Annotated in this window: 21 protein-coding genes; 6 read left to right on the forward strand and 15 right to left on the reverse strand. The window is 68.4% G+C overall.

Translation table 11 applies throughout. The features are described from left to right. Positions 1-16: 16 nt before the first annotated feature. The gene (locus ACOOGH_RS13880) at positions 17-391 is read right to left on the reverse strand and encodes a VOC family protein (protein ID WP_420449480.1); all 375 of its coding nucleotides are present in this window, start codon (positions 389-391) and stop codon (positions 17-19) included. A 126-nt stretch (positions 392-517) separates the two neighbouring features. On the opposite strand from ACOOGH_RS13880, the gene ACOOGH_RS13885 reads away from it, so the two are divergent. After that, positions 518-1,651, forward strand: coding sequence for a diaminopropionate ammonia-lyase (locus ACOOGH_RS13885; RefSeq protein WP_420449481.1), 1,134 nt, complete (start codon positions 518-520; stop codon positions 1,649-1,651). Here the strand turns inward: ACOOGH_RS13885 and ACOOGH_RS13890 are convergent. Next, positions 1,629-1,796 carry a hypothetical protein gene (locus ACOOGH_RS13890; protein WP_420449482.1) on the reverse strand — a complete coding sequence of 56 codons (168 nt, stop codon included), beginning with the start codon at positions 1,794-1,796 and terminating at the stop codon, positions 1,629-1,631. The genes ACOOGH_RS13885 and ACOOGH_RS13890 overlap by 23 nt on opposite strands. Here ACOOGH_RS13890 and ACOOGH_RS13895 point away from each other — a divergent pair. Continuing rightward, positions 1,795-3,168 (forward strand): dipeptidase, encoded by a 1,374-nt coding sequence (locus ACOOGH_RS13895; protein ID WP_420449483.1) that lies wholly within the window; start codon positions 1,795-1,797, stop codon positions 3,166-3,168. The genes ACOOGH_RS13890 and ACOOGH_RS13895 overlap by 2 nt on opposite strands. A gap of 15 nt (positions 3,169-3,183) precedes the next feature. Here ACOOGH_RS13895 and ACOOGH_RS13900 read toward each other — a convergent pair whose 3' ends face one another. The 10 genes from ACOOGH_RS13900 to sufC are packed head-to-tail and all read right to left on the reverse strand — an operon-like array spanning position 3,184 to position 10,979. Beyond that, positions 3,184-3,456 carry an OsmC family protein gene (locus ACOOGH_RS13900; RefSeq protein WP_420450134.1) on the reverse strand — a complete coding sequence of 91 codons (273 nt, stop codon included), beginning with the start codon at positions 3,454-3,456 and terminating at the stop codon, positions 3,184-3,186. Continuing rightward, positions 3,457-3,651 carry a hypothetical protein gene (locus ACOOGH_RS13905; RefSeq protein WP_420449484.1) on the reverse strand — a complete coding sequence of 65 codons (195 nt, stop codon included), beginning with the start codon at positions 3,649-3,651 and terminating at the stop codon, positions 3,457-3,459. It abuts the gene before it with no gap. Beyond that, entirely contained in the window at positions 3,648-4,337 is a 690-nt protein-coding gene (locus tag ACOOGH_RS13910) for an NUDIX hydrolase (protein WP_420449485.1), read from the reverse strand. The genes ACOOGH_RS13905 and ACOOGH_RS13910 overlap by 4 nt, the downstream gene beginning before the upstream one ends. Then, positions 4,241-5,155, reverse strand: a complete 915-nt coding sequence (gene rsgA / locus ACOOGH_RS13915) for a ribosome small subunit-dependent GTPase A (RefSeq protein ID WP_420449486.1) — start codon at positions 5,153-5,155, stop codon at positions 4,241-4,243. The genes ACOOGH_RS13910 and rsgA overlap by 97 nt, the downstream gene beginning before the upstream one ends. Before the next feature lie 34 nt (positions 5,156-5,189). Continuing rightward, entirely contained in the window at positions 5,190-5,687 is a 498-nt protein-coding gene (sufU, locus tag ACOOGH_RS13920) for a Fe-S cluster assembly sulfur transfer protein SufU (RefSeq protein ID WP_420449487.1), read from the reverse strand. Between the two features lie 4 nt (positions 5,688-5,691). Continuing rightward, positions 5,692-7,023, reverse strand: coding sequence for a SufS family cysteine desulfurase (locus tag ACOOGH_RS13925; RefSeq protein ID WP_420450135.1), 1,332 nt, complete (start codon positions 7,021-7,023; stop codon positions 5,692-5,694). A gap of 37 nt (positions 7,024-7,060) precedes the next feature. Continuing rightward, positions 7,061-7,372: a Rieske (2Fe-2S) protein gene (locus tag ACOOGH_RS13930; protein ID WP_420449488.1), complete on the reverse strand. Its 312-nt coding sequence runs from the start codon at positions 7,370-7,372 to the stop codon at positions 7,061-7,063. Continuing rightward, positions 7,369-8,700 carry a Fe-S cluster assembly protein SufD gene (gene sufD / locus ACOOGH_RS13935; RefSeq protein WP_420449489.1) on the reverse strand — a complete coding sequence of 444 codons (1,332 nt, stop codon included), beginning with the start codon at positions 8,698-8,700 and terminating at the stop codon, positions 7,369-7,371. The genes ACOOGH_RS13930 and sufD overlap by 4 nt, the downstream gene beginning before the upstream one ends. Before the next feature lie 43 nt (positions 8,701-8,743). Beyond that, on the reverse strand, positions 8,744-10,159 hold the full coding sequence (gene sufB / locus ACOOGH_RS13940) for a Fe-S cluster assembly protein SufB (RefSeq protein WP_420449490.1): 1,416 nt from the start codon (positions 10,157-10,159) through the stop codon (positions 8,744-8,746). Positions 10,160-10,205: 46 nt separating this feature from the next. After that, positions 10,206-10,979 carry a Fe-S cluster assembly ATPase SufC gene (gene sufC / locus ACOOGH_RS13945; protein ID WP_420449491.1) on the reverse strand — a complete coding sequence of 258 codons (774 nt, stop codon included), beginning with the start codon at positions 10,977-10,979 and terminating at the stop codon, positions 10,206-10,208. A 224-nt stretch (positions 10,980-11,203) separates the two neighbouring features. Between sufC and ACOOGH_RS13950 the strand changes: the two genes are divergently transcribed. The 4 genes from ACOOGH_RS13950 to ACOOGH_RS13965 all read left to right on the forward strand — a co-directional run bounded on the left by ACOOGH_RS13950 (position 11,204) and on the right by ACOOGH_RS13965 (position 16,032). Beyond that, positions 11,204-12,238 carry a zinc-binding dehydrogenase gene (locus tag ACOOGH_RS13950; protein WP_420449492.1) on the forward strand — a complete coding sequence of 345 codons (1,035 nt, stop codon included), beginning with the start codon at positions 11,204-11,206 and terminating at the stop codon, positions 12,236-12,238. Between the two features lie 22 nt (positions 12,239-12,260). After that, positions 12,261-13,979, forward strand: a complete 1,719-nt coding sequence (glpD, locus tag ACOOGH_RS13955; protein WP_420449493.1) for a glycerol-3-phosphate dehydrogenase — start codon at positions 12,261-12,263, stop codon at positions 13,977-13,979. Between the two features lie 564 nt (positions 13,980-14,543). Continuing rightward, on the forward strand, positions 14,544-14,690 hold the full coding sequence (locus ACOOGH_RS13960; protein ID WP_420449494.1) for a hypothetical protein: 147 nt from the start codon (positions 14,544-14,546) through the stop codon (positions 14,688-14,690). A gap of 85 nt (positions 14,691-14,775) precedes the next feature. Further along, positions 14,776-16,032 (forward strand): DUF3179 domain-containing (seleno)protein, encoded by a 1,257-nt coding sequence (locus ACOOGH_RS13965; protein WP_420449495.1) that lies wholly within the window; start codon positions 14,776-14,778, stop codon positions 16,030-16,032. Between the two features lie 28 nt (positions 16,033-16,060). Here ACOOGH_RS13965 and ACOOGH_RS13970 read toward each other — a convergent pair whose 3' ends face one another. Genes ACOOGH_RS13970 through ACOOGH_RS13980 form a run of 3 tightly spaced genes read right to left on the reverse strand, consistent with a single transcriptional unit; the run spans position 16,061 to position 20,276 of the window. Next, positions 16,061-17,266, reverse strand: a complete 1,206-nt coding sequence (locus ACOOGH_RS13970) for a hypothetical protein (RefSeq protein ID WP_420449496.1) — start codon at positions 17,264-17,266, stop codon at positions 16,061-16,063. A 19-nt stretch (positions 17,267-17,285) separates the two neighbouring features. After that, entirely contained in the window at positions 17,286-17,522 is a 237-nt protein-coding gene (locus ACOOGH_RS13975) for a hypothetical protein (RefSeq protein WP_420449497.1), read from the reverse strand. Positions 17,523-17,570: 48 nt separating this feature from the next. Continuing rightward, positions 17,571-20,276, reverse strand: coding sequence for a DUF5916 domain-containing protein (locus tag ACOOGH_RS13980; protein WP_420449498.1), 2,706 nt, complete (start codon positions 20,274-20,276; stop codon positions 17,571-17,573). Positions 20,277-20,307: the final 31 nt, after the last annotated feature.

A 20,307-nucleotide genomic window follows, 5' to 3' on the forward strand; every position in this document is an offset into this window, starting at 1 on the left:
TTGAGGGACGGCTACGCTAGAAGAACTGGTCGATGAGGATCGGGTTCCCGTCGGGATCCTCGAGAACGATGTGCGCGGGTCCGGAATCGCCCGCCTCCCCGGTGTCGTGCGAGACCTCCACCCCCTGTTCACGGAGCGTCAGCTCGATCTCACGGACATCCGTGAAGGACTCCATCGGCTTGCCCTCAAGCGTGAGACCCGGGTTGAAGGTGAGGATGTTCTTCTCGAACATGCCGTGGAAAAGGCCGACCACCGTCCCTCCGTTCATCATGATCAGGTAGTTTGCCTCGGGGTCGCCACCCGTCTGCACGAAACCGAGCTTCTCATAGAACGCCTTCGAGGCGGTGAGGTCCTTTACCGTGAGACTGATCGAGAACAGGCCGAGTTCCAAGGGTTTGCTCCGGGTTGAGGACGTTGCGGCGACGGTTGCCGGGAAACCGATACCCGAGAGCCGCGCGACCAACACCAGCCGACGAGACCGCCCGGCCCTCAAGTTCCGCCCCCCCGGACGATGAGCGTGCTCCGTCTTTCGCTCCGCTCGCCGCAGTTGCGGCGCGCGGTCCCGGAAGGGGTCCTCGACCCGGCCGCGGCTGCGGCGGCTCGGGACGTGATCCGAAGCTGGCACAAGTACGGCCCGACGCCGATGGTAACACTGCCGGGCCTCGCCGCGTTGCTCGGCGTCGAAACCGTCTGGGTGAAGGACGAGTCGCCGCGCTTCGGGCTCGGCTCGTTCAAGGCGCTCGGCGGGGCGTTCGCGGTCCTGCGAGCGCTGCAGGACGAGATCGAGCGCCGCAGCGGTAGCCGGCCGACGACGGCGGAACTACGGGCCGGGCATCCGCTGGCGGCCGAGATCACGGTCACGACCGCCTCGGCGGGGAACCACGGCCGGTCCGTGGCGTGGGGAAGTGCCGAGTTCGGCTGCCGCTGCGTGACCTTCCTCCCGGAAGACGCGATACCGGCGCGCGCCCTTGCGATCGAGGGACACGGAGCGAAGGTGGTCCGCGTACCCGGCGAGTACGACGGTGTCGTCGGGCACACCGACCGGGAGGCCGCGCGGAATGGCTGGCTCGTCGTTTCCGACACGGCATACCGGGGCTACGAGGAGACGCCGCGCCGCATCATGGCGGGTTACACGCTCCTCGCCGCGGAGATGCTCGACGACCTCGCGGAGGCCGGCTCGCCGCCGCTCACGCATCTGTTCGTGCAGGCGGGCGTCGGCGGCCTTGCGACCGGGGTGTGCGGGCATTTCGCACAGGTGTGCGGCGAGGGGCGGCCGCGCTTCATCGCGGTCGAGCCGTGGCGGGCCGACTGCTTCGGCCGGAGCCTGCGACTCGGCCGGCTGAGCGTCGCCGAACCGCCGTTCCACACCGCGATGGGCGGTCTCGCCGCCGGCGTCGCGTCGACGATCGCCTGGGACTATCTGGCTCCACTGCTCGACGCGGCAATCGCGCTCCCGGAACCCGTATGGACCGCCGGCGCCGAGGCGCTCGCGTCCGGTCGACTGGGCGCCCGCATCATCGCGGGCCCGTCCGGCGCCGCCGGCGCAGGAGCGCTCGTCGCCCTGGCCGGCCTCCCCGGCCTGCGCCGGCTCCTCGGCCTCGATGCGTCGGCGCGCGTCGGCGCGATCGTCACCGAGCAGCGCTTCGACTGACCTCGGCGGACTGCCGGGAGGCGCGGGCCGCGTACCGCTTGCCGCGGGCCGCCGCCTCCGTATAGTCGATCACGCCGATCCTCGGGACACACGCGCGGACCGGCCCCGGCACCTTGAACTCCCGCAACCCGGCCAGGAGCTCCATGTCCGCTTTCGCCGCCTACATCGACCGCGAACTCACCCGATTTCACGACGAGCTGGCGACCTTCCTCCGAATCCCCAGCATCAGCACAGACGCCGAGCACGCGGGCGACGTCCGCGCCTGCGCCGACTGGGTCGCCGGACACCTCAGGGCGGCGGGCGTCCCCGAGGCCGAGGTCATCCAGACCGGAGGGCACCCCATCGTTGTGGGCGAACGGATCCACTCCGAAGACGCCCCCACCGTGCTCGTATACGGGCACTACGACGTGCAGCCCTCGGAGCCGGACGAACTGTGGACGAGCCCGCCGTTCGAGCCGGAGGTTCGCGACGGCCGCCTCTACGCGCGCGGATCGATCGACGACAAGGGACAGGTCCACATGCACATCAAGGCGCTCGAGACGCGGCTGGCGTCCGGGGCGGATGTGCCCGTGAATCTCAAGCTCGTCATCGAGGGCGAGGAGGAGGTGGGAAGCCGCCACCTGGCGGCGTTCCTCCACGAGCACGCCGAGCGGCTCGCCTGCGATGCGATCCTCGTCAGCGACACCGGGATGTTTTCTCCCGAGTTGCCGTGCATCACGACCGGCCTGCGCGGGATCGTCTATACCGAGATCAACGTCTTCGGTCCCGCGTCGGACCTGCACTCCGGCACGTACGGTGGCGCGGTCGTGAACCCCGCCAACGCCCTGGCCGCCATCCTCGCCGGGCTCCGCGACGAGCACGGCCGGGCGACCGTGCCGGGGTACTACGACGCCGTCCGGCCCATCAGCGCCCGCGAACGGGCGGACCTCGAACGCCTGCCCATGGACGAAGAGACGCTGCGGACGGGCGTCGGAGCGCCGGCCCTCGGAGGAGAAGCCGGGTTCTCGGCGCTGGAGCGCCTGTGGTATCGTCCCACGCTCGACGTCAACGGACTCCTCAGCGGATTCACCGGCGAAGGCTCGAAGACCGTCCTCCCCTCGCAGGCGATGGCGAAGGTGTCGATGCGGCTGGTTCCGGATCAGGACCCGGCACAGGTGATCGAGGCCTTCGAGGCCCGCGTGCGCGAGCTGGCGCCGGAGGGCGTGACCGTCGAGATCAAGCGCTCACACGGCGGCGCGCCGTGGGTGGCCGACACCGGGCATCCCATCTTCGACGCCGCCTCCGCAGCGCTGGAGTCGGGTTTCGGCGCCCGGCCCGCCTACGTTCGAGAGGGCGGCTCGATCCCCATCGTCCAGGAATTCGAGGAGACCTTCGACGCGCCCGCGCTCCTCATCGGCTTCGCGCTCCCGGGATGCAACATGCACGCGCCGGACGAGTGGATCGATCTCGGCGTCTACCGCAAGGGAATCGCGGCGCTCGCCGACCTGTACGGCCGGCTCGGCGACCATCTGCCCTGAGCCGCCGCCGCGAGGTCAGGCGATAGGTACGATGTCGAGCTCCGTTGTGATGTCGATGCAGCCGGAAAGCGTACGGTAGACCGGACACTTCGGCGGATGGGCTTCGAACGCGCGCCGGATCGCATCGGCGTGTTCCTCGTCCGCCTGGAGACGATACCGGGCCCGGATCCGTCGGATCACGAGCACTCCGTCCTCCGTCTCGACCTCGCCCTCCACGTTCGCCACCAGCCGTCCCTCGTCTGCCTTTACGCCGCGCGCTTCCAGCGCGCCCCCGAAGGTTCCGGCCAGTCAGCCGCCGGTCGCGGCGATCACGTAGTCGAGTGTGGTGGCGATGTCCCGCTGATTGCGGACCCCGTAGTACGCGGCGATCGCGGAGTGGACACCGAAGTCGACCGGCGCGTCCGTGGCCGGGATCTCCGCCGTGCGGTACGGCCCCTTCTGCCGCACGATCTTCACATGCGAACGGTAGACGACGTCACTCATTGGCTGGTTCTCTCCATGAAGATGTCGAGGAAGTTCATGACGACCCGGTGCGTGAGCCCCCATATGGTGTCGCCCTCGTACAAGATGGAAGGCCAGATGTGCTCTCGGCCACCATCGGGGTAACGGACCTCGGAACGCCGGGCGGGGTCGCGCAGCGCCCCGAGCGGGGCCCAGATGTGGTACTGCACCTCGGCGTTCGTCGAAACCCTCACGTCCGCCTCGTGCCACGCAACGAAGGGCGAGATGAGGATCGACGGGATCCGGCGCGTCACGGGGTGCAGGTCGTTGAGCCGCCCCAGGAACGCGCTGCGCGGGAGATCGAGCCCCACTTCCTCGCGCGTCTCGCGGCGCGCCGTCTCCAGGAGATCCGCATCGGCGGCGTCACGGTGTCCCCCGGGGAGCGCCATGTGGCCCGACCACGGGTCGCCCGGAACGTCCGCCCGCCGGACGAACAGGACCTCCAGTTCACCGCCGCGCGGACGGACAACGAGAGTTACGGCCGCGTGTCGCTCCGCCGCTCCCGGCTCGACGACGGTGTGGCCCGCCGCCGCCAGTCGGCGCGCGACCCAGCCGGCGCTCCAGTCCCCGTTCAGCGGGCCTTCTCCGCTTCGTCGAGCAGCCGCAAATAGCTCTCCAGCCGACGCCGTTCGATCGTCCCGCCCTCCACCGCTGCGACCACCGCGCAATCCGGCTCCACTCGATGGCGGCAATCCGCGAACCGACAGCCTTCGCCCGCCACGGCGATCTCGACGAAGCCCTCCGGAAGTTCGGCCGGATCGAGCCCCCACAGCGCCAGGTACTGGAGGCCCGGCGTGTCCGCGACGTAGCCGCCCGCCGGGTATCGATAGAGCGCCGACGCCACCGTCGTGTGCCGCCCGCGTCCGCGCCGCTCGCTGATCTCGCCCACGCGCAAGTCGAGTTCCGGCACGAGCGCGTTCAACAGGCTCGACTTCCCCACGCCCGACTGGCCGCTGAGCACCGAAATCCGGCCCGCGAGGCGTTCGGCGAGCGCCTCCAGCCCTTCCCCCGACTCGATGCTCGTCCTCAGCGTCTCCACGCCGAGCGTCGCGTAGTGTTCGAGATCGCTCCCGGCCGGCGCGGGGTCCGCGAGGTCCGTCTTGTTCACGACGAGGAAAGCGTCGATCCCGCTCAGCGCCGCCAGCGCGAGGAGGCGGTCCACCATGAGGAAATCGGGATCGGGCGCCGTCACCGAGACGACGACGGCGACCTGGTCCACATTCGCGACGATGACCTGCTCCCGCCGCTTGGAGACGCCGTGCCGGGACAGCGCGCCGCTTCGCGAACGGAGACGGACGATCCGCATCTCGTCGCCGACCCGTTCGAGTTCGACGAGATCGCCGACCGAGACGATGCGTGAGTCCGTTCGCTTCAGGCGTCCACGCAGCGACGCCTGCACGACAGTCGTGGAATCGTCCACGTGATAGACCCCACCCGCGATCCGCAACACGCGGCCGACGGTAGCGGAGGGACCGCCGGAGGTCACGCCGAGCCGCGGCTTCCGTCCGCAGTCGCCGGGCTCACGCGGAGGCGCCGTCGGCGTCCGTCCCGTCGCCCAGCTCCTCGAGGCAGTTCCACGCCAGCAGCGCGCACTTGATGCGGACCGGGAACTTCGAAACCCCCGCAAGCGTGCGCAGGTCGCCGAGGGTGTCGTCCGACAACAGCGCGCCATCGCCGTGCAGGAGGTGCGTGAACTTTACGGAGAGTTCCAGCGCCTCATCGAATGACTTCCCGAGCACGCGTCCCGTGAGCATCGACGCCGACGCCTGGCTGATCGAGCACCCCCGGCCCAGGAAGCGCACCTCGGCGATGCTCCCTCCCTCCACGCGCAACATGAGTTCGATCACGTCGCCGCAGAGGGGGTTGTTCATCGTGATCACGTGCGTGGCCTCGTCCAGGCGCCCCTTGTTCCGCGGCTTCCGGTAGTGATCGAGGATGACCTCCTGGTACAGCTGATTGAGCGAAGAAGGGATCTCCCGGTCGATGGTCCCGGGCGTCCCCGGACGAGATTCGGTCATGGGCTCAGGCTATGCCGCCGAAGACTTCGGCGGCCATGGCAAGGCCATCGCACAGCGCGTCGATCTCCTCCGGCGAATTGTAGAAGTAGAAGCTCGCGCGGGCCGTGGCGCTGATCCCGTAGTGGTCCATCAGCGGCTGATTGCAGTGGTGCCCCGCCCGAATCGCGATGCCCCGCTGGTCGAGGATCGTGGAAAGGTCATGCGGATGTATGTCGCCGTACGTGAAGGAGAAGACCGCGGTCCGCCCCTCGCGCGGGCCGTACAGGTGAAGCCCCTCGATCTCCCCGAGTCGGTTGAGGGCGGCGCTCTTCAGGGTGTTCTCATGCGACGCGATCGCCTCGGGCCCCAGGTCCGCGAGGAAGCGGGCGGCCTCGCCGAAGCCGACGACGCCCGAGATGTTGGGGGTCCCGGCCTCGAACTTGTGCGGCACCTGCGCCCAGGAAGACCCCTCGAGCCTCACCTCCGAGATCATCTCGCCCCCGCCCTGGTACGGAGGCATCTCCGCCAGCAGCTCGCGTCTGGCCCACAATGCCCCGACCCCGGTCGGACCACACATCTTGTGGCTGCTGAACGCGTAGAAGTCGCACCCGATCCCGGCCACGTCGGTCAGCATGTGGGGCGCGGCCTGCGCTCCGTCGATGAGCGTCAACGCGCCGGCGGCGTGCGCCCGGTCCACGATCTCCCGGACCGGATTGAGGGTCCCGAGGCTGTTGGAGACGTGGGTGCACGCGACCAGCCGGGGTCGCTTCTCGAGGAGCCGGTCGAAGTCGTCCAGATCGAGGGTGCCCCCGGGGGTCACGTCGACGAAGTGGAGGTCGCACCCGGTGCGGTCTGCGAGCAGTTGCCACGGCACGAGGTTCGAGTGGTGCTCCATCTTCGTGAGCACGATTCCGTCGCCCGCGCCGACGAACGCATCCCCCCAACTCGACGCGACGAGGTTCACCGCCTCCGTCGTGCCGCGCGTGAACACGATCTCTGCCGGGTCCGCCGTACCGGCATGCGCGGCCACGGAGCGCCGCGCGTCCTCGTAGGCCTCCGTCGCCTCCGCGCTGAGCTGATGCACGCCGCGGTGCACGTTGGCGTGCTGCTCGCGCAGATAGCGCTCGACCCGGTTCAGAACCCGTAGCGGCTGCTGCGAGCTTGCGGCGTTGTCGAGATAGGCCAGAGGGTGGCCGTTGACCTCCCGCGAGAGGATGGGGAACTGGGCCCGGATCGCCTCGAGATCCCAGCGGCCCGCCTCCGCACCGTCGCCCGCTCCGGTATCGGCGTCGCCTCCGGAGGGACGGTTGGACGCGAGCACACCCGTCGCGCGCGTCGCCTCCGTCATCTCCGTCATCTCCGCCATCGGGCTCCGGTCCTCGGCTGGGTCCGGCTCAGTCGAGGTCGACCTGGATGTCGTCCCCGTCGATCCGTACGTCGAAGCGCCGGACGGGCATGACCGCGGGTAGCGCCCGCGGCGCGCCGGTCGCGAGATCGAAGCGCGCCCCGTGCAGGAGACAGGTGACTTCCCCCGCCTCGACCTCGCCATCGGAGAGCGGGAACTCCTCGTGCGAGCAGCAGTCCTCGAGCGCGTAGATCTCCCCTCCGCTCCGGATGAGTGCGATCGCCAGATCTCCGGCCATCACGCCGCACGTCCCGTTCTCCGGTACGTCGTCGACTCTGGCCACCGTGACGAATCGGCTCATAGCCCGATCTTCTCCTCGATCGCTTCGCGTACGCGTGCCCGCACGCCCTCCATGGGGAGGCGTCCCAGCACCTCATCGAAGAACCCGAACACGAGCAGGCGCTCGGCCTGCCGCCGCGTGAGGCCGCGGCTCATCAGATAGAAGAGTTGTCCGTCCTCCACCTGTCCGATCGTCGCTCCGTGCGAGCAGCGCACATCGTCGGCCTCGATCTCCAGATTGGGAAGCGCCGAGGCGTGGGAGCCCGCGCTCAGGAGCAGGTTGCGGTTCGTCTGATAGGCGTCGGTGAGCTGGGCTCCCTTGTCGACCCGGATCAGCCCTCGGAAGACGCTCGAACCCGCGTCCGTCAACGCGCCCTTGAACAGAAGGTCGCTGTGCGCGTGCGGGGCCGCGTGATGCTGCAGCGTGTGGTGGTCGAAGTGCTGGTTGGAATCGCCGAACCACAGCGCGAGCATCTCGCTGTCGCTCCCCGGGCCGTCGAGACGGCTCGTGACGTCCGCCCGCGAAAGGTCACCCCCCAGCGCGACGTTGAAGGTCACGACGCGCGAGTCACGGCCCGCAGTCACGTGCTGCGTCGAGAACCGCTTCACGCCCCGGCCGAAGCGCTGCAGCGCGACGTACTCGATGCCGGCGCCGCCCTCGCCCGTGATCGTCGCGCCGTGAAGCGAGACCGTCTCCGCATCGAGGTCGTCGGAGAGGAACTCGTCGATGACCGCCGCCCGCGCCCCCGACTCGCCGTACACGAACGAGTGCGCCGAGGACAGCGTCCCCGCCCGCTCGACGATGTGAAACGCATGGATGGGCGCCGGCATCTGCACCCCGCGCGGCACGTGCAGGAAATAGCCCCCGCCCAGGATGGCGAGGTGCAGCGCCCACAGCTTCTCCTCGGCCGGTCCCGGCTGCGCCTCGAACAGCGCGCTCCGCAGCAACTCCGGATGCCGGGCCGCGGCGTCCCGGATCGAGCACAGGACGACGCCGGTCCGCGCCACCTCGGGTTCGAGTTCGAGGTGCGCGATCCGTCCGTCCCGCAGCACGACGACGCCGGCGCGTTCCCCGGAATGGCCGAGCACCTCGCGTACGTCCGCCGGCAGCGCTTCCACCGCGGCGGGCGTCGGGACCACCGGCGTGAGCGCCTCGAAGCCGATCTTCGTGAGGTCGGTGTAACGCCACTCTTCCGACTTCTTCGTCGGCCAGGGAAGGGCTGTGAACCGTTCCCATGCGGCGGCGCGAGCGCCCGCGAGCGTTTCCGGCTCCGTCAGCTCGCCGGAAAGCGTATCAAAATCCGTCGCGGCCAGCGTCGACTCCGCCGGCCCGGCCGTCAGCGTACTCATATCAGGAAGATTCCTCGTGGTCTGTGGCTGGGACTGCGGTTGGCTATCCGACCGACCCTTCCATCTCCAGTTCGATCAGCCGGTTCAGCTCGATCGCGTACTCGAGCGGCAACTCCTTGGCCACCGGCTCGATGAAGCCGCGCACGATCATCGCCATCGCCTCCGCCTCGTCGAGGCCGCGGCTCATCAGATAGAAGAGCTGTTCGTCGCCGACCTTGGAGACGGTGGCCTCGTGCCCGATCGACGCCGTGTTCTCATCGATCTCGATGTAGGGGTAGGTATCCGTGCGGGACTGCTCGTCGAGCAGCAGGGCGTCGCACTCGACGTTGGACTTCGCGCCCACGGCGCCGTCGTACACCTTGCACAGCCCACGGTACGATGAGCGCCCGAGCCCCCTCGAGATCGACTTCGACGTGATCTGCGACGTCGTGTTGGGGGCGGCGTGGATCACCTTCCCGCCCGTGTCCTGGTGCTGTCCGTCACCAGCGTACGCGATGGAGAGGATCTCGCCGTGCGCCCGCTCTCCGACGAGGTAGCACGACGGATACTTCATCGTGAGCTTCGAGCCCAGATTCCCGTCGAGCCATTCCATCTTGGCCTCCTCGTGCACGAGCGCCCGCTGCGTGACGAGGTTGTACATGTTGTTCGACCAGTTCTGGATCGTCGTGTACCGGAAGCGCGCGCCCTTCTTGACCACGATCTCGATCACACCGGAGTGGAAGGAGTCGGTCGAGTAGACCGGCGCCGTACAGCCCTCGATGTAGTGGGCTTCGGCCCCCTCTTCGCAGATGATGAGGGTGCGCTCGAACTGGCCCATCTTCTCGGCGTTCACCCGGAAGTAGGCCTGGAGCGGAATTTCTACTTTCACCCCTTTCGGGATGTAGACGAACGATCCGCCGGACCAGACCGCGGAGTTCAGCGCCGCGAACTTGTTGTCGTGCGTGGGGACGATGGTCGAGAAGTACTGCCGGAACAGTTCGGGGTGCTTTGCGAGCCCGTCCTCGATCGACTCGAAGATCACGCCCTGCTCCTCCCACTGCTCCTTCAGCGAGTGGTAAACCATCTCGGACTCGTACTGCGCCCCGACCCCGGCGAGCGCCTTACGCTCCGCTTCGGGAATCCCGAGCTTCTCGAACGTGTCCTTGATCTCCTGCGGGACGTCGTCCCAGGACCGCTCCATCTGATCCTGCGGCTTGAGATAGAAATAGATCTCGTCGAGCGTGTCCTCGAGCCTCGACAGATCCCCGCCCCACTTCGGCATGGGCTTGGAGTAATAGACGTCGAGCGCCTTGAGTCGGAACTCGAGCATCCACTCCGGCTCTTCCTTGTGATGCGAGATCTGTCGGACGATGTCGCTGGAGAGGCCGGGGACGGCCTTGAAGACGGGCTTGTCCTCCGTGACGAATCCGTACTTGTATTCGTCGAGTCCGAGTCCGGTGATCGTCTCGTTCTGGGGCATGTCTCTTCCTTCCTTTACCGTCTCGGATACAGCCGAGGCTAAAGCGTCAGACCGCCGCCACCGCCCGGTGGAGCCAGTCGTAGCCCTCGGCCTCCAGCTTGTCGGCGAGCGAGGCGCCGCCGCTCTCGGCGATGCGGCCCGCCATCATCACGTGTACTCGATCCGGCTGGATATAGTTCAGGATCCGCTTGTAGTGCGTGATGAGCAGGACCCCGAGCGCCTCGTCGGCTTCGGCGAGGCGGTTCACGCCGTTGGCCACGACCTTGAGCGCGTCGATATCGAGTCCGCTGTCCGTCTCGTCCAGGACCCCGAGCGCCGGCCGAAGCACGGCCATCTGCAGGATCTCGTTCCGCTTCTTCTCGCCGCCGGAGAAGCCGTCGTTCACATACCGGGTGGCGAAGCCCGGATCCATCTTCAGCATCTCCATCTTCTCCATGAGCGTGCGCTGGAACCCGAACACGTCCATTTCCTCGCCCTCACCCAGCCGCGCGTTCACGGCGGTGCGCAGGAAATTGGCGATCGACACGCCCGGGATCTCGGCCGGATACTGGAAGGCGAGAAAGATCCCCGCGCGGCTCCGCTCATCCGGCTCGAGTTCGAGGACATCCTCCCCCTCGAACAGGATCTCGCCGGCCGTCACCTCGTAGGCGGGGTGGCCGGCGATGACCTTGGCGAGCGTGCTCTTTCCCGAGCCGTTGGGTCCCATCAGCGCATGCACCTCGCCGCGCTCGACATCCAGATCGACGCCGCGGAGGATCTCCCCGTCCTCGCCTTCGACCCTCGCCCGGAGTCCGCGTATCGACAGAAGCGGTTCTGACATTCGTGTCCTCTTGCGTTGCAAAAGGCCGGTCACCCAGGGGCGCCGGCCTGGAAATACAGCGATCAATTCAAGCTGAACCGACAACAGTTATCGGCGGGACAACGTACGCGGCGCAGGACCCCTTATCAAGCCTCGTTGAGACCCGTTCTCAACTTTCCCGCCCGGCCGGGATGGGGCCGGCGGCTCCTGCACGCACCGCGGCACGCCCATAGGTTTGGCGCCCTATGAAAGCGGCTTACTTCGAACGACACGGCGGCCCCGACGTCATCCGGGTCGGCGACCTGCCCGAGCCGACGGCGGGTCCGGGCGAAGTGCTGATCCGCGTGCACGCGGCGGGACTCAACCACCTCGACCTGTGGACGCGGCGCGGACTGCCCGGGCTCACGCTGAAGATGCCGCACATCGGAGGGTCCGATGTGGCGGGCGAAATCACGGTGCTGGGGGATGAGGTGGAGGACTGGGCGCCGGGCGACCGGGTCACGGTGAACCCGGGCCTGTGGTGCGCCCACGACGGCTGCGAGTGGTGTGCCCGTGGCGAGCACCCCCTCTGCACCTCCTACCGCATCCTCGGCGAACACGTACCGGGCGGTTTCGCGGAGAAGGTCGCGGTCCCGGCGCGCAACCTGGTGCGGCTCCCGGACGGGTTCCCGTTCGCGACCGCGGCCGTCGCGCCGCTCGTATACCAGACGGCGTGGCGCGGCCTTCTCTCGCGGGGGCGTCTGGCGCCGGGAGAGACGGTCCTCGTCACGGGGGCATCGGGCGGCGTCTCCACCGCCGCGATCCAGATCGCGAAACACCACGGCGCGCGTGTGTTCGCGGTCACAAGCGGACCCGGGAACGCGCGGCGCGTCGAGGCGCTGGGGGCGGACCTCGTCATCGACCGTCTCGAGGAGGATTTCTCGCGCCGCGTGTGGGCGGAGACGGGGAAGCGCGGCGTCGATCTCGTGCTCGACAGCGTGGGGGCGGCGACGTGGGAGGGCTGCGTTCGCGCTTTGGCGCGCGGGGGACGAATGGTCGTGTACGGGGCGACGACCGGGCCGCAGGGCGCGCTCAACATCGCGCGCCTGTTCTGGAGCCAGACATCGATCATGGGGACCACGATGGGGACGCGCACCGAGTTCGAGGCCGTAATGGGACTCGTGCTGGACGGCACCCTCACCCCGATCGTCGATGACGTGTGGCCGCTGGGCCGGGCTCGTGCGGCCCATGAGCAGTTGGAGGCGGGCGGAGTCTTCGGAAAACTCGTCCTCGAGCCGTGACGCACCACGGGCTGCCAGGCCCGTGACGGCTCCGCGGCGCGGCGAGCAGTTCCGGAGCCTCGCGGAGACCGCCTTCGACATCCTCGTCATCGGGGGTGGTATCTCGGGCGCGGCCGTCGCGCGCGACGCGGCCCGCCGCGGCTTTCGCACCGCTCTCGTCGAGGCCGCGGATTTTTCGTCGGGTACGAGCAGCCGTTCCTCCCGCCTCGTCCATGGCGGCCTGCGCTACCTGGAACACTTCGAGTTCGACCTCGTGTTCGAGGCGAGCCGGGAGCGGCGGACCCTGCTCCGGATCGCGACCCACCTCGTGCGCCCGCTGGAGTTCCACTTTCCCATCTTCCGGGACGGCCGCATCGGCCGGAGGAAGCTGGACGCGGGGATGTGGCTCTACGACGCGCTCTCGCTGTTCCGGAACATCGAACGCCACCAGATGCTCGATACCGAGGCCATGCTCGCCCGTGAACCGGGGCTGCGCGCCGACGGGCTCCTCGGCGGCGCACGCTACTTCGACGCCCAGGTCGACGACGCGCGGCTCGTCGTCACGACCATCGTGGCGGCGCTCGAGGCGGATGCGACGGTGGTCAACCGTGCCGAGGTCGTCCGCATCGACGCTTCGGACTGGCCGGGCCACCGCACGCTAGTGAGAGATGTGGAGAGTGGCCGGGAAGTGAGCGTCGACGCCCTCGCGATCGTCAACGCCACCGGCGCATGGGCCGAACAGTTGCTCGACCGCGTCGCCGCGGGCCCCGGCGCGCCCGGCTTGGAAGAGGGGGCGGCCTCCGCCGTGCGCCTCCGGCCCTCGCGGGGGACACATATCCACGTGGCGCGAGGGCGAGTGGGCCACTCCGGCGCTCTGATATTCGAGGCGCCGCAGGACGGCCGCGTGATGTTCATCCTGCCATGGCGGGAGGACCTGACCCTCATCGGGACCACGGACGAGTTCTTCGACGGCCGGCCGCACGAGGTCGCCGCCACGCCCGGGGACATCACCTACCTGCTCGAAGCCACTAATCGCCTGCTCCCCGCGTCGAAGCTGGGCCCGGAAGATGTGATCAGCGCCTGGGCCGGGTTGCGGCCCCTCGTCGCGCCACCCGCGGATGGTGCGGACGAGGGCGCCGTCTCGCGGGAGTTCGAGGTGCATCAGAATCCCCCCGGCGTCTTCACCCTCAGCGGCGGAAAACTGACCTCTCACCGGCGCATGGCCGAGGAAACGGTGGATCGTGTGCAGGCGTTCCTCGCGCCGGCCGGCGTGAAGGCGCTTCGGAAGGTGGACACGGACAAGGTCCCGCTCCCCGGTGCCCGGTTCCGGGATCTCGATGGACTCCGCCGCCGCATCCGGGCGCGGGCCCGCGGCCACGGGCTCGACCCCGCCTCGGCCGATCGCCTCACGCGCGCCTACGGGACGAGGGCGAGCCGGGTGCTCGACCTCATCGAGCGCAACCCGCAGCTCGGTGAGAGAGTCGTCGAGGAGAGGCCGCACCTTCTGGCCGAAGCGGTGTATTCGGCACGGAGCGAGATGGCCCTTCACGTCGAGGACGTTCTCTTCCGGCGGATGCGGGTGGGTCTCGAGACGCGCTCCGGAACGCCGGATGCGGCGCGGCGCGTCGCCGAAGTCATGGCCCCGGAGCTGGAGTGGACAGCCGCACAGCAGGCGGAGGAGGTAAGACGGGCGCTGACCTGCAGGGCGTTGGACGACGGTGCGATCCACGAGGTTGCGGAGTGGGGGAGGGTGGCCCGCTGAGGGGACGACCTCTCCGACCGGGTCGCACGCTGTGCGCGCTTGTGTGGCTGACGGCGTCGTGCGCCCCGCCCGACGACACCTCCGAGTCGTCCGGGGTTCTGTCGGATTCCCTGCCGCAGGACGACGCCGTGCCGGTCGCTCCGCTCCCCGGCGACGGTCCGCCCCGCCAATACCGGTTGCTCATCGTAAACGCGCTCGACATCGACGCTTACGTCTTCGCCGCAGCCGGAGCCGCGAGCGTCGTGCTCGACACCGTACCCCGCCGGGACTCCGTGCGGGTGGATATTCGGCTGCGCGCCGACATCGTAAGCCTCGAGGCACATGATGCGCAGGGCGGGCTCCTGCGGACGATCGACCTCGCGCTGACCCGTGACACCCTCAACCGGTGGCTCATCGCGGCCAACACCCCCGCCGCGGGTGTCACCCAGGGGCCCGCGCGCGTCACCAATGGGTCCGAGAGTTCGTTAATTAGTTGGGAAGCCTTATACTGTGGGAGCGGTCTGTGTCGGAATCGGGCGTTAGGTGCGGCGTTAGGTGCGGGGACGATGGAGGAGGGGGGACGCCATGAAGAAGCTGAGGATCGCGCTGGCGCTCGTCGCGAGCATCGCGATGATCGTCGTCGGGCAGCGTCAGGTGGGCCAGAAGGACGTGCGGACGCAGAAGGCCGACATCCAGGGGGTCGATTCCGAGAACGAGGCCTTGTTCATCTAGCGGCTTCGCCGGCTCTTCCGTCTGAAGAACCGTCGGGCACTCTCGCGTCGGACGGTGACGGAGGATCACAGGTGCGAGGCGCCGGATGAGTCCAGTCAGGTGCGACATCTCTCGGCCGGTCGGCTCGCTGACTCGCGCGGCCCGAATCGGCCTGGTGCTGCAAGCGGTGGGTCTCGCCGCATGCACCGGAGAGAGCTTTGGCCCGCCGCCCCCGTTCTCGGATTGCTCGCTGCCGCTCAGGAACTTCACGGATGCCGGCTCCGAGCGTTCGAGCATCCCTGCGCTCACGAATCCGGATGTCGCCACGCGGCTCATCGCCCCCCAGGTCGGTTACGTCAATCGTGGCGATCTCGTGATCGGGCTCCAGTTCAACGACCAGCCCCTCGCCATACCTCTGAAGCTCCTCTGGTACCACGAGGTTCTGAACCTGCAGGCCGACACCGACCTCGCCGACCCGGATACGCCGGGAGAACGGCTCACCATCACCTACTCGCCGCTCACCGGGTCCGTCCGCGTCTTCGATCCCGCAGCGACGGAGACGCCCGACTTCGAGGTGTCCAACTACGTCCTCGACAACAACCTCGTGATGGACGATGGTTCCGGGACGCTCTACCCGCAGTTGACGCGCTCGGCCACCTGTGGCCCCAATGACGGCAGCAGGCTGAAGCGCGTACCGTACGAGTTGTTGTTGTACGGGGCCTGGCTCCAGATCTTCCAGGACACCTGGATCGCGACCCGCGCAACGGGGCACGACTTTCTCTACACGCTCTACCCGTACGGGAACTACCGGGACCCGGACAACGCTTCGCTCTTCTATCCGACGTCGACCCCGATCGACCTGCGCCGACGGCCCAAGGAACGCATGGTCGGAGTCCCGTCGGGCACCGGCGGCGTCGCGTTCGCCATCTCGGATTTGAGGGAAGTTGCCGCGCGGGACCAGGAAGGGCAGAACTTCACCGTGTGGGCTGCGAGTGCCCGTGCCGGTGGAGAACCTGTGGTCGCGTTCTGGAACTCCATCGCTCAGAGTGCGCGGATCTACCACGCGCGAGTCAACGGCCGGCCGCTCACGTTCGAGGTCGTCGACGGTCGCCGGCAGGACGTGGAGACGGGGAGCGTGTGGAACTTCGGGGGCGAGGCGGTGGCCGGACCGCTCGACGGCGAACAGCTCGAGGCTCACGCCGAGGCGTACCACGCCTTCTGGTTCGCGTGGGCCGCCTTCCAGCCGGACACCGAGGTATGGGTGGCACCGATTCCTCTCACCGGCTCCGCGGACTTCGTTCCGACGGACGAAGCGACGCTGCTACCGCCGGACCCGGACCTGATCAGACGCCGTCCGCGCTGAGTCGCGGCACCATTGCGGGCGTTCGGGGTCAGCGCGCCCCGGGCAGCGCCGGCATCGAATACCGCTCGAGCCAGGCGAAATCGAATTCGTCGCTCCGGACCAGGTAGGCGCTCTCAGCTCCGAAGGCGACGAGACGCCGGTCCTCCGGCAGCTCCACTTGGGCGATCCGCTGTCCGCGTGCATCGAACACATCGTACAGGTGCACCTCCCCGGCTCGGACATGACGCCGGACCCACGCCCGGCCTTCCGCATCGATCTCGACCGCCGCGGCCGGGATGACCGGCTTCACGTCGGGCCACTCGAAGTCGGAGGGGTCCGCATCGCCCGCACCCGAAGACGCACGGCTCATGGACATCCGCATCCCGCCCCCGTCGTCCGTCATCTCGACGCGCAATCCTCCGCCGAGGCCTTCGAGCCACTCATCCTGGTCGGCGCGGCCCACCCGCACCGGTTCGTACGGGATCTCGGGCCCGCGCGTGACGCTGCCGGCCGGGCCCATCCACTCAAGCCGGTAGTCATCCGCGCGGGCGATCGCCACCCGCCCGTCCCAGGCCACGTTCCACGAGTCCTGGTCGGAGAACGGCACGGGCCGGATGCTCACGCTGCGGTTGTTCGCGTCCCCTGATTCCGTCCGCTTCTGCGCCGCGAGCCGGACCCGGCCGGCTTCGGAAATCTCGCCGGTGGCCGGATCGAAGCGCGCCACGGCCGCCGAATCCGAAGTCCCCGCCATCCCGTCGAGTCGCTGCTGGAAGTAGATGCCGCCTTCGCGGTCTGTCCCGACCGGAATCATCATCGTCATCCCGGTATTCGGCGCGCCCTGGGCGATGGGCCACGTCTCGCTGAAGCCGAGGTCCGCTTCGATGCGCGTGAGCCGCGCGTTGCCGAGATCGACGAGAAGCGTCCCGCCGTCCGGAAGCGGGAAAAGACCGTCCGGCGTCCGATACTCCTCCGGTCCCTGGCCCGTGTTCGTCAGTGTGTCCGCGCCGGCCGCGGGCGTCCACACGATGACCGCGGCGCCGAAGCCGTCCGCTATGAGCACGCGCCCATCCTCGAGTTCGCGTACACCGCGCATGGAGCCCAGACCGTCCTCGAAGGCCGCAACCGCCGGCCCGAACGAAACCCGCGGCACGTCCTGCGCCGCCGCCACGCGGACCCCAGCCGGCGACAGCACCATCGCCGCCGCCAGCCCAAAGGGGATCACGCCGGAGCCCAGCGCCGTGTTCGTCTTCGTCATCGAATGCCTGCCAGTCCTCTTACCAGTCCTCTTCGGGCTTGTCCCACGTCTGGGCCCAGAATTCGTCCTCCTCGGCCCTCGCCAGTTCGAGATCCACCGGTTCCACGTCCTCCGCGTCCACGCGGCCCACCGTCTCGATGCGTTGGACGATCTCGTCCGTCACGCCGCTACGGGTCTGACGGCGCAGCCGGTGCCGCGCTCTCCAGCCGGCCACCGCCACGATCACCGCCAACGCCAGAAAGATGGAACTGGTCACCGCTTCTCACCGCTCTCCGTGCGACGCGGGGTCTCGCCACGAGCCGGGCTAGAGCCCGAGCCAGTGCTCGAACTTTATGAGGAAGATATTGGTGGAGGGAATCCGCGCGATGTCCGTCAGGTCTTCGCCCAGGCGGAACGAGCCATCGTTACGAAACGATTGCTGGTCGCGGCTCCAGACGAGGAACACGGTCGACCCGGGCCGATACTGCCAGCGCAGGACCAGGTTGGACCGGAACGACTTCACGTTGAAGTCGGGGTCGCCGAAGCCGAAGTCCGCGGTCCCGTCTCGATTGGCGTCGACCTGGTAGAGTCCGAAGCCGTTCGCCTCGAGACGCCTGATCTCGTTCTCCCCGTACCTCCGGAACCGGTCCGCGAAGGCTGAAGCTCGCGGGGCGTCGACCTCCATGAAGCGGTCGTAGCTACCGGCGCTTACGAAGGGCTGCCCGTAAAATTGCAGGGAAAGGTCCGGACTGAACGTGTAGTTCAGCCGGGTCGTGATGGAGATCGTCTGCTGGCTCAGGCGTGCAAACACATAGTGCGTTCCCGTGGAGGACCGGGGCTGTGAGACGTACTGCCAGGCCCGTTCGTTCCACTGCAGGCTCGGGCCGATGTTGAACTGGAGACGGCTCGACGCCTGAAGCATGACGTTGGGCGAGACTCCCAAGCGGAGCGTCGAGGTGCTGTACTCCCCGCCGGCGTTGAAGATGGCTCCCAGCCGCACGGGCTTCCGGGAGTCCGTGAACACGCCGCCGAAGCTGTTCCACTGGCTCGGCTGATGGAGGGCCGGGCCTCCGCGCAGGGCCGTCGTGGCGAGGCCCGCCCACTCCTGGTTGAATCCGGCGAAGCCGTTCCAGAAGTTCTTGAACTGGAAGTTCCCGTTCACGTTACCGCCCGTGAACTGCCGTTCGCCGCCGAACGTCCAGCCGGACCACGTCGCCGCGTTCACCCCCCAGTTCCGAAACGGCCCCTGGGGCCGGAACTGCTGGTAGCTCACCCAGGCCGCGCCCACGCGGTAGTCCGCGTTCTGCTGGAAGCCGAGATCGTTGGACTCGAAGCCGGGTGACCGGTTCTCGCCGAACAGTCCGAAGCGCCAGTTCCCGCCTCCGATCTTGGAGAAGCTGATGGTCGAGGTGCTGCCCGAGAGCCGCGTGCGGGTCGGGTCCAGGCCGACGTGCTCGGAGTCCGGGCGCTGCAGGTAGCGTACCGACGAGCGCTGGATGCGCTCGATCGCCTCCGCGCTCCCGCTCACCGTGCTCCCGATCACGTGGCCGTTGATCTCGTAGTTGCCGTTCCCGAAACGGTGGCGGAAGTCGATCCCTCCCGTGTACGCCTCGTCCGCCAGGAAGGCGAGCGCTCCCCCGGCGTCCAGGCGCCGGTTCGTGGCGGTGGCGATGAGTCCGACCGCGCTCTCCCCGTCGCGAAAGTCCCGGATTACCCGCCCGACGGCGTAGTTCGTGACCGGCTCCACCAGTTGCTCGCTCAGCGCCCCGCCCGGGGTAGAGAAGCGCGCCATCTCGCTCGAAGTGAGCGCGTTGAGGAGACCGACCGACCACCCGCCCGCCGTCTTCCCCGACAGCTTCGCCGCGCCGAGGATCCGCGTCGCTTCAGGCACCTGCTGATAGTCCGACGGGTCCGTGACGAATCCCTGTGGCGCACGTCCGACCCGCCGGCTGTAGAAGAGCGACTCGTTGTTCTCATCGTCCGGCGCGCCGATCGCGAAGTCGAAGATGTCGGCGCCCTCCTGGAAGAAGGGGCGTTTCTCGGGAAAGAACGTCTCGAACGCCGTGAGGTTCACGACCGACGGGTCCGCCTCGACCTGCCCGAAGTCGGGGTTCACCGTGAGGTTCAGCGTCAGGTTGTCCGTGATCCCGTACTTCAGGTCGCCGCCCACCGTCTGCCGCAGGGCGGTCGCGGAATAGAAGGGATCGTCCGCCGTTCCGGGTGCGCGCGCGGCGGACGAAAGGACGTAGGGACGGATCTCGAGGTTACGGCGCGGTCTGATGTCTTCGAGGTTCCGCAGCGTCCCGAATGCGGACACGACGCGCGAACCGTCCTCCGGCAGGGGCGACCACACGCTCGACTCTTCGAGGCGGGCGATCTCCCGCCGGAAGTTGATGCCCCATGTGCTCGAGCCGCCATCCCGCGCGGATGCCGTGAACCTGAGTTGAGAGAACGGGATCCGCAGTTCCGCGGTCCAGCCCGACGCGTCCGTTCGGGTGGCGCTCTCCCACACCGCATCCCATTCCGAGTCTTCCTCGGTGTCGGAGAAGAGAAGCCCATCGCTTTGGACCCCTGCCACGCTGACCGAAAAACGGAAAGCCGTGCGGTGGTCGAAATAGCTGTCGATCGCGACGTGGAAGGCGTCCGTCGTCACTTCCTCGTCGCGTCTGGCGAGCCTGCGGATGATCCCGCCGGGGTCGTCGTCGAACATGCGAGCGCCGATGTAGACCGCGTCGTCGGTGTAGAGGACGCGCACTTCGGTGCGCTCGCTCGCGGGCCGCCCCGGGTCCGGCCGGAACTGGACGAAATCGCGCGCGACCGGCGCTTCGCTCCAGGCATCGTCGTCGAGGCGCCCGTCGATCCGGGGCAACTCGGCCGCCCGAACGGCCGGAAGCGCCGGCGCCGCCGCGGAGCGCGCGTGGGTTTCCCCGCCGATCAGCGCATCCTGGGCCGCCAAGGGACCCGCGGGCGCCATGAACAGAAGGAGCGTCGGCCACCGTCGCGGCGGCACGGCGCAATCTATGGAAAACACGGAAGATCTCACGGTTACGTTCCTGAATTCA

The sequence above is a fragment of the Candidatus Palauibacter sp. genome, assembly GCF_965213655.1.
Lineage (GTDB): Bacteria > Gemmatimonadota > Gemmatimonadetes > Palauibacterales > Palauibacteraceae > Palauibacter.

Bases quoted from the DNA above. Each gene is read 5' to 3' on its own strand.
- ACOOGH_RS13895 (WP_420449483.1), top strand. From the start codon at position 1,795: ATGTCCGCTTTCGCCGCCTACATCGACCGCGAACTCACCCGATTTCAC.
- ACOOGH_RS13890 (WP_420449482.1), bottom strand. From the start codon at position 1,796: ATGGAGCTCCTGGCCGGGTTGCGGGAGTTCAAGGTGCCGGGGCCGGTC.
- ACOOGH_RS13905 (WP_420449484.1), bottom strand. From the start codon at position 3,651: ATGAGTGACGTCGTCTACCGTTCGCATGTGAAGATCGTGCGGCAGAAG.
- sufU (WP_420449487.1), bottom strand. From the start codon at position 5,687: ATGACCGAATCTCGTCCGGGGACGCCCGGGACCATCGACCGGGAGATC.
- ACOOGH_RS13925 (WP_420450135.1), bottom strand. From the start codon at position 7,023: ATGACGGAGATGACGGAGGCGACGCGCGCGACGGGTGTGCTCGCGTCC.
- ACOOGH_RS13930 (WP_420449488.1), bottom strand. From the start codon at position 7,372: ATGAGCCGATTCGTCACGGTGGCCAGAGTCGACGACGTACCGGAGAAC.
- sufD (WP_420449489.1), bottom strand. From the start codon at position 8,700: ATGAGTACGCTGACGGCCGGGCCGGCGGAGTCGACGCTGGCCGCGACG.
- sufB (WP_420449490.1), bottom strand. From the start codon at position 10,159: ATGCCCCAGAACGAGACGATCACCGGACTCGGACTCGACGAATACAAG.
- sufC (WP_420449491.1), bottom strand. From the start codon at position 10,979: ATGTCAGAACCGCTTCTGTCGATACGCGGACTCCGGGCGAGGGTCGAA.
- ACOOGH_RS13950 (WP_420449492.1), top strand. From the start codon at position 11,204: ATGAAAGCGGCTTACTTCGAACGACACGGCGGCCCCGACGTCATCCGG.
- ACOOGH_RS13960 (WP_420449494.1), top strand. From the start codon at position 14,544: ATGAAGAAGCTGAGGATCGCGCTGGCGCTCGTCGCGAGCATCGCGATG.
- ACOOGH_RS13965 (WP_420449495.1), top strand. From the start codon at position 14,776: ATGAGTCCAGTCAGGTGCGACATCTCTCGGCCGGTCGGCTCGCTGACT.
- ACOOGH_RS13970 (WP_420449496.1), bottom strand. From the start codon at position 17,266: ATGACGAAGACGAACACGGCGCTGGGCTCCGGCGTGATCCCCTTTGGG.